Here is a 6,189-nt window from a genome sequence, read left to right as displayed (position 1 = left end):
TACTTGGTTCCGTGCTACTGCTGGTGCTACTTTCACTACTTGGTTCCGTACTACTACTTGTACTGCTTTCGCTACTTGGTTCCGTACTACTACTTGTGCTGCTTTCGCTACTTGGTTCCGTGCTACTACTTGTGCTGCTTTCGCTACTTGGTTCCGTGCTGCTACTAGTGCTGCTTTCACTACTTGGTTCCGTAGTACTACTAGTGCTGCTTTCGCTACTTGGTTCCGTACTACTACTCGTACTGCTTTCACTACTTGGTTCCGTGCTGCTGGACTCCCCTGGTTCACCGGTTCCGCCACCACCGCCACCATAGCGTGGCGTATAGCCAGTAATACTGCTTGTTCTTGGCACATCATTGACCAAAGCATCAAGGATGCCCCGATTGGTATATTGTTCCAATGAACCATCCGTTTCTGTTTTGTAGGTAATGTAGATCCGTTCCTCTGTATCCCGCAAAGGAATTTCAAAGGAGCCGTCACTATTTAAAACGATCGGTACTTGCTCGACATACGTTGGGTTGGAAACGCTGGGTCCATAGACCACTCGAGCACTCGTACTGACTAGTGTCTGATGAGGACCTAAAAAGTCAATAAACGTTCCATCTTTGATCGTCACTTGGTCCGTGTCAAACGAGTTGATATACACTCGCCAATCAATGATCCGTTTGGGTTGTTGCGTACCTAAATACAGTCCTTGTTTGGTGAGTAAGGCACCCTCCCCTGAATCATCCACTGCTTGAATAAAAATAGGCACCGATTGCGTCCCATTTGCCGTTTCAAAGTTGATGTTGTTGATCTGGTTTTCTATCACGTCATCACTGAACTTTGTCCAAAAATAAAAGTCCCCATGTACATTGGTATTTTGTTCGACAAATTCTGTGAAAACAAAGGTCAGCTGATTGCCAACTTGGGTAACATTGACCACTAAGTTGTTATTTTCATCGTATAAAGCATACGTATTATTAACGCCTTCAATCTCAGCTGGCAAGGTGACGGTCGCTTTGTCACCTGCTTTTAAATCACCTAAGTCCTCCAAACTCCAGGTCATATCTATTTTGAAGGAATCATCCTTTTCAATACTTGTGATGACCTCGTTGTGGCTATTAACGATCGATACATTGGTAATCAGCTTGGCACCCACATCGGTTTCCCCATAAACAACCCGCATACCAGCAAAAACAGGAATCAACAGCAGCAAGACAGCAAATGCTTTTCCTAAACGTTTGATCATTGGTTTCCTCCCTTAAGTGAGCGCTTAGCTAAACCCATCGGTCACAGCAATTACTGTACTCGACATGAATATTTTCATTAATAGTTGTCTTTTCGTTTCACGGTAAGAAAAATAGACTTCCAGTTGCCACATTCTTGCCGCGTATCCGCGACTGCCTAATAGAATCAGTGTTACCTAATTTTATCTGCTTTTCGGTGATTTACACAATTAAAACGCTTCATTGGTGAAAGAAAATAACAATGCAGCAAACAAAAAAACCAAATCCCAATCTGTGTTGATTGAAAGGGATTTGGCTAAAAAATAAATCACTCTGTCGGATCGGCGATCCGATCAATTTGCTGGAAGTACCGGTACTGACAAACAAAGTAAAAAACGATTTGGAAAATCAAAAAGAGACTAACGATCACACCATAGTATTGCCAAACAGGCAATTCTACTAAAATACGCAAAGCGGTCATTGCCACCGCAAAATGGATCATTGCCACGACTGTTGGCAAGAAGTACATCACTTGTAGCTGGCGTCTCAGAACGTTGTGACGCTCCTTGGGCGACACACCTAAAATATGCAAGGAACGATGATACGCACCATCTTTATCTAAATCTGCAAATAAACGGAAATAGATAATCGAAGCGGAGAAAATAAAGAAAACCGAACCTAGTAATACCGTGATCATTAAGATGATGCCATTTCCTTGACGATTTTCTTGGAAAACTTGGTATTTCGAGGTATAAGACGTACGCATCGGAATGTCTTTTGCCGCTTCTGACCACTCTTCATCTGTATAGTCACCTTTGGCTTCAAACTCCCGACTGAGTTCTTCGTATTGCTGATCGATCAAGGCATTTTCTTTATCTAAATTCCCATTGAAATCAGATACCAATTCAGGTGTTTCAGCCCATTCTGGATAGTCTAACCAAATAAAACCAGATTCCATATCATCGTTAAATTCTTGTAAGAGAGCTTGCCATTCCTCAAAGGTCTTATCTGTCACAACTGACAATCCAAAGTAATCCAGAGAAAGCATTGAGGGGCTGTGGACAATCGTAACATCCTTTTTTATACCGGTTCCTGAACCTAATTCAAGTGGATAGATACTTGTGCGTTCGTTCTCAGGAACTTCTAGAAGCTGTTTTCGACGTGAATAATTAGCACTAAGTGTCATTATTTGATTATCTGCAACGGAATCAGCTTCCTCACCGATTTGTTTCATCATTTTCTGATAGTCGCTTTCTCGCATAATTGAAAAGCCATTCGTCGTATAAAATGGATCATTCATAACTGCAGATTCATCAAGATTCGCATAGGCCCATAGTAAGGAAACACTATCCGTTACAGGTGAGTACCCTTTTTCTTCTATGGCAGTTTTAATTTCATTCATTTTCCCCTCAGAATGATCGAGGTCTTCTGGCCCAGACCACGGAAACACATAGGCTACACTGATTCCTTGGATCGAAGAAAAAGAAGAACTGCCGATCGCCAGCATCACGGAAATCCCAACGAATGCCACGGAGGTACTAATCGCGATTAAACTATACATCGCCGCATTGTCTCGCATGCGAAAGATCCATTCGCTTATAGTCAGCATCCGAGTCCCTCGTAAGAAGGTCGGGCGTTTTTTTAATCGTTTCAACAGAAATACGCTGAACTGATGGAATGACAAAATCGTGCCTGCAACAGTCAACAAGACTCCTAGCATAAGTGGCAGCATTGAGTAGGTTTGGTAGCTAAAATAAAAGACCGATCCATAGCCAACTAGTAACAGCACAATTCCTGAAAATGCCAATGCCCAATGACTTTTTGGCTCAGGACGTGGTTTTTCATTTTCCTTGATCAATGAGATGATCTGTTCTCCTTGCAAGGCCCGAGTACTGAAAAAGGAGATCAAGAGGAAAATAAAGACATAGATCCCAAAGGTCAATCCTAAACCTTCCATAGGAACCATAAATTTCAGTCCTTCTGTTAGATACATGACATTTTGCGCAATCAGCAGCAATAATTTCGTCAATAAAATCCCTAACCCAATACCAGTTACTGTGGCACAGGTTCCTAAAAGGGCATTTTCGACAAACAAAATCTTTCGCAGATCTTTTTCTTCGATCCCCAAAATCAAGTAGATCGCCAGATCACGTTTGCGTCGTTTCAAAAAGACCACAAATGTATACCATAAAAACAACAGCGACAGTAAGGCGATCACCACGAGTGCGACGGATAGACCAACCTTAGCTAAGCTTGAAAGTGTATCGCTATTAGATAAGTTTTCTTCCAATTGCGGATGAAAGAGCAAAAGACTAAAGATATAAAACACCATCGCCGCAAAGGCGCTGCTGACGAAGTAGGCCGCATAAGTTCGAAAATTCCCCCGCAGATTACGAATGATCAACTGTCTGAAATTCATGGCGGCGACCTCCTAAATGTGCTAGGACTTCAAGAATTTTTTGATAAAATTGCTGTTGATCAGCACCACGATAGACTTCGTTATACAGCTTTCCGTCTTTGATGAAAACGACCCGATCAGAAAAGCTGGCGGAATACGGATCATGGGTGACCATCATAGTGGTGACTTTTCGCTGTTTGTTCATCTGACTTAGTATTTCCATGACATCTCGTGCTGCCTTGGAATCAAGATTACCCGTCGGTTCGTCTGCTAAAAGCAATTCTGGTTGATGGATCAAAGCTCTAGCAATCGCAACTCGCTGCTGCTCTCCACCGGAAAGCTGATAGATGCGTTTGTCTTTTTTCTCATAGATCCCAAGTTCACGTAATAGCTGCTCCGAACGTTCTTTCATCTCAGGAACTGCCACCCGATCCAATGTCAGTGGTAAAATCACATTCTCAAGCACGCTCAATGGCGAAAGCAAATTGTAGTTTTGAAAAACAAAGCCTAGTTGCCGACGACGAAACTCCGCGAGTTTTTGCTTAGATAATTCTAGTGGCTGCTCTCCCTTGAGGATCACCGAACCTGAAGTGGGTTTATCCAATGTTGCCACCAAATTCAGCATGGTGGTCTTGCCACTGCCAGATGGACCCATAATGCTGATAAATTCTCCTTCTGGCACTTTGAGATCGATTTGTTGTAAAACCTCAACAGACACTTCCCCTGTATAGGTTTTCGATACATTTTTCAATTCTAGTAAAGCCATCATCTTCACTCCTTTGCTACCAGTTTAGCAGGCGACACCGCAATCAGTTATCGATTTCATGATAGAAAGCTTACAAAATTGTAAGAAAGCCTTCACCTCCGAAATGTTAGGGTAACCGTCGTGCCTTGATTCTCCATAGAGGCAAGCGACACATCGATATCTAATTGCGTACTGATCGTTTCAACTAAATAAAGACCGATCCCAGTTGCCTCTCCTGTTTGCCGCCCATTCTGCCCTGTATAAAAGGGGCGAAAAACCCGCGGGAGATCCGCTGCTGCAATCCCGCAGCCTTCATCTGCGATCGTTAAGCTTCTAGAAAAAGGATCGATCTCAAAATAGACTTTACTGTCTGGCTTTGAGTACTTAATGGCGTTGCTGATGAGTTGAAAGAGCAAAATACCTAGCCATTTTTTGTCTGTTGTCACCGTGATATCTGCTTCACTCATCAGCTTCGGATAGACTTCACTGCGAATAAAATTTCGCTTCTGGTCACCGATACTGTGTTTTAACAATTCCAACAATGAGGCTGATTCGATAACGAAGTCCTCCGTGAAATCTTCCAAGCGCACAAAATTCAGCGCAGTCGCCAAGCCACTTTTTAAGCGATCTGTTTCAGCCAAAAGATCATAGCTATCGACTTCTTCACTTTCAGCCATTAGCGCCAAAACTGAGACAGGTGTTTTCATTTGATGAACCCAGATATTCATGAAACGAATATGATTTTGATGGTGCTGATCTAATTCTGTCAGCCGCTCTTGCTCTTGCTGTTCATGGGCATCGAACTGCTTGCGCCATTGCTTGGAAAGGTAGCCATTGCTTCGGTGTGTCGCTCTTCCATGCTTGATATACCGATAAAACGCAGTATTGGAAAGGTAATCTACCAAATAAACAAGAACAATGAACAGCCCGAATAGAAGCAGACCATAACCAATTACGAGGTAATTTCGATAGCCATCCAACCAAATCACTAAAACGAACAATGAAATGGCTAGGAACGTAACGAGTAGTTTAGGTAAATGGACACTTGCATATGCTTTCATTCTTCCGTACCTATCACTGATAAAGCGTAGCCCTTTCCGCGAATCGTTTGGATCGGATCATTGATGCCCATTGCCGCCAGTTTTTTTCGCAAACGGCCGACATTGACAGAAAGCGTATTGTCATCAACGAAGCGCTCATCATCCCATAATAGATTTAAGATCCGTTCCCGTTTGACCATCTCTGGGTGTGCCGACATTAACAGGGTCAATAATTCTCCTTCTCGAACAGTCAGCCATTCACTGGCTTCACGATAGACCATCTTCAATGCTTCGGGATAGTAGATCAATTCGCCAGCTTTCAAACTTCTCGCCCGATCAGACTGTGCATAATCCCCGTAGACTCTACGAATGTGGCTTTTTACTTTTGCCAGCAGCAAGTCATAAGAAAAAGGTTTGACTAGATAATCATCAGCACCATATTCTAGAGCCATCACTTGATCCATATTGCCGTCACGGGCGGAGATGAAGAGAATTGGAACCAACGAGCGTTCCCTGATTTTTTGGCACCAATAAAACCCATCATAATAAGGAAGATTGACATCCAACAAAACCAAATCAGGTTGGATCATCAAGAATTCATCTAAAACCGCAGCGAAATTTTCTGGAACAAAGGTTTGATACGCATAGCGGGATAATTGATTTTCCATCATTTTGACTAACGATTTGTCATCTTCGACCACGAATATTTTCATAGAAATCCTCCTGTTTTCTCTAAAGTTTACCAAATCTGTGTGAAAAAAACTGCAAAATTCCAGCTTTTTTAAAAAAAGTGTACTT

Annotated in this window: 5 protein-coding genes; all 5 read right to left on the bottom strand. The window is 42.5% G+C overall.

The window, feature by feature from the left end:
- On the bottom strand, positions 1–1,231 hold a 1,231-nt coding region (locus tag A5878_RS06995; RefSeq protein ID WP_086295116.1), incomplete at its 3' end, for an Ig-like domain-containing protein.
- Positions 1,232–1,536: 305 nt separating this feature from the next.
- Positions 1,537–3,627, bottom strand: coding sequence for an ABC transporter permease (locus A5878_RS06990; RefSeq protein WP_086295113.1), 2,091 nt, complete (start codon positions 3,625–3,627; stop codon positions 1,537–1,539).
- Positions 3,599–4,375, bottom strand: coding sequence for an ABC transporter ATP-binding protein (locus A5878_RS06985; RefSeq protein ID WP_016610278.1), 777 nt, complete (start codon positions 4,373–4,375; stop codon positions 3,599–3,601). The genes A5878_RS06990 and A5878_RS06985 overlap by 29 nt, the downstream gene beginning before the upstream one ends.
- Positions 4,376–4,464: 89 nt before the next feature.
- Positions 4,465–5,412, bottom strand: coding sequence for a HAMP domain-containing sensor histidine kinase (locus tag A5878_RS06980; RefSeq protein ID WP_086295110.1), 948 nt, complete (start codon positions 5,410–5,412; stop codon positions 4,465–4,467).
- Positions 5,409–6,104 (bottom strand): response regulator transcription factor, encoded by a 696-nt coding sequence (locus A5878_RS06975; RefSeq protein ID WP_005225805.1) that lies wholly within the window; start codon positions 6,102–6,104, stop codon positions 5,409–5,411. Before A5878_RS06975 ends, A5878_RS06980 begins: the two co-directional genes overlap by 4 nt.
- Between the last annotated feature and the right edge of the window lie 85 nt (positions 6,105–6,189).

Origin of the sequence: Enterococcus sp. 3G6_DIV0642 (assembly GCF_002140635.1) — a bacterium.
Taxonomy (GTDB): Bacteria; Bacillota; Bacilli; order Lactobacillales; family Enterococcaceae; genus Enterococcus_D; species Enterococcus_D casseliflavus.
Note: the sequence above shows the minus strand (reverse complement) of the source record. Positions and strands in the feature narration are given on the sequence as shown.

Coding starts and splice junctions, on each gene's coding strand:
- A5878_RS06990 (WP_086295113.1), bottom strand. CDS start 3,627: ATGAATTTCAGACAGTTGATCATTCGTAATCTGCGGGGGAATTTTCGA.
- A5878_RS06980 (WP_086295110.1), bottom strand. CDS start 5,412: ATGAAAGCATATGCAAGTGTCCATTTACCTAAACTACTCGTTACGTTC.
- A5878_RS06975 (WP_005225805.1), bottom strand. CDS start 6,104: ATGAAAATATTCGTGGTCGAAGATGACAAATCGTTAGTCAAAATGATG.
- A5878_RS06985 (WP_016610278.1), bottom strand. CDS start 4,375: ATGATGGCTTTACTAGAATTGAAAAATGTATCGAAAACCTATACAGGG.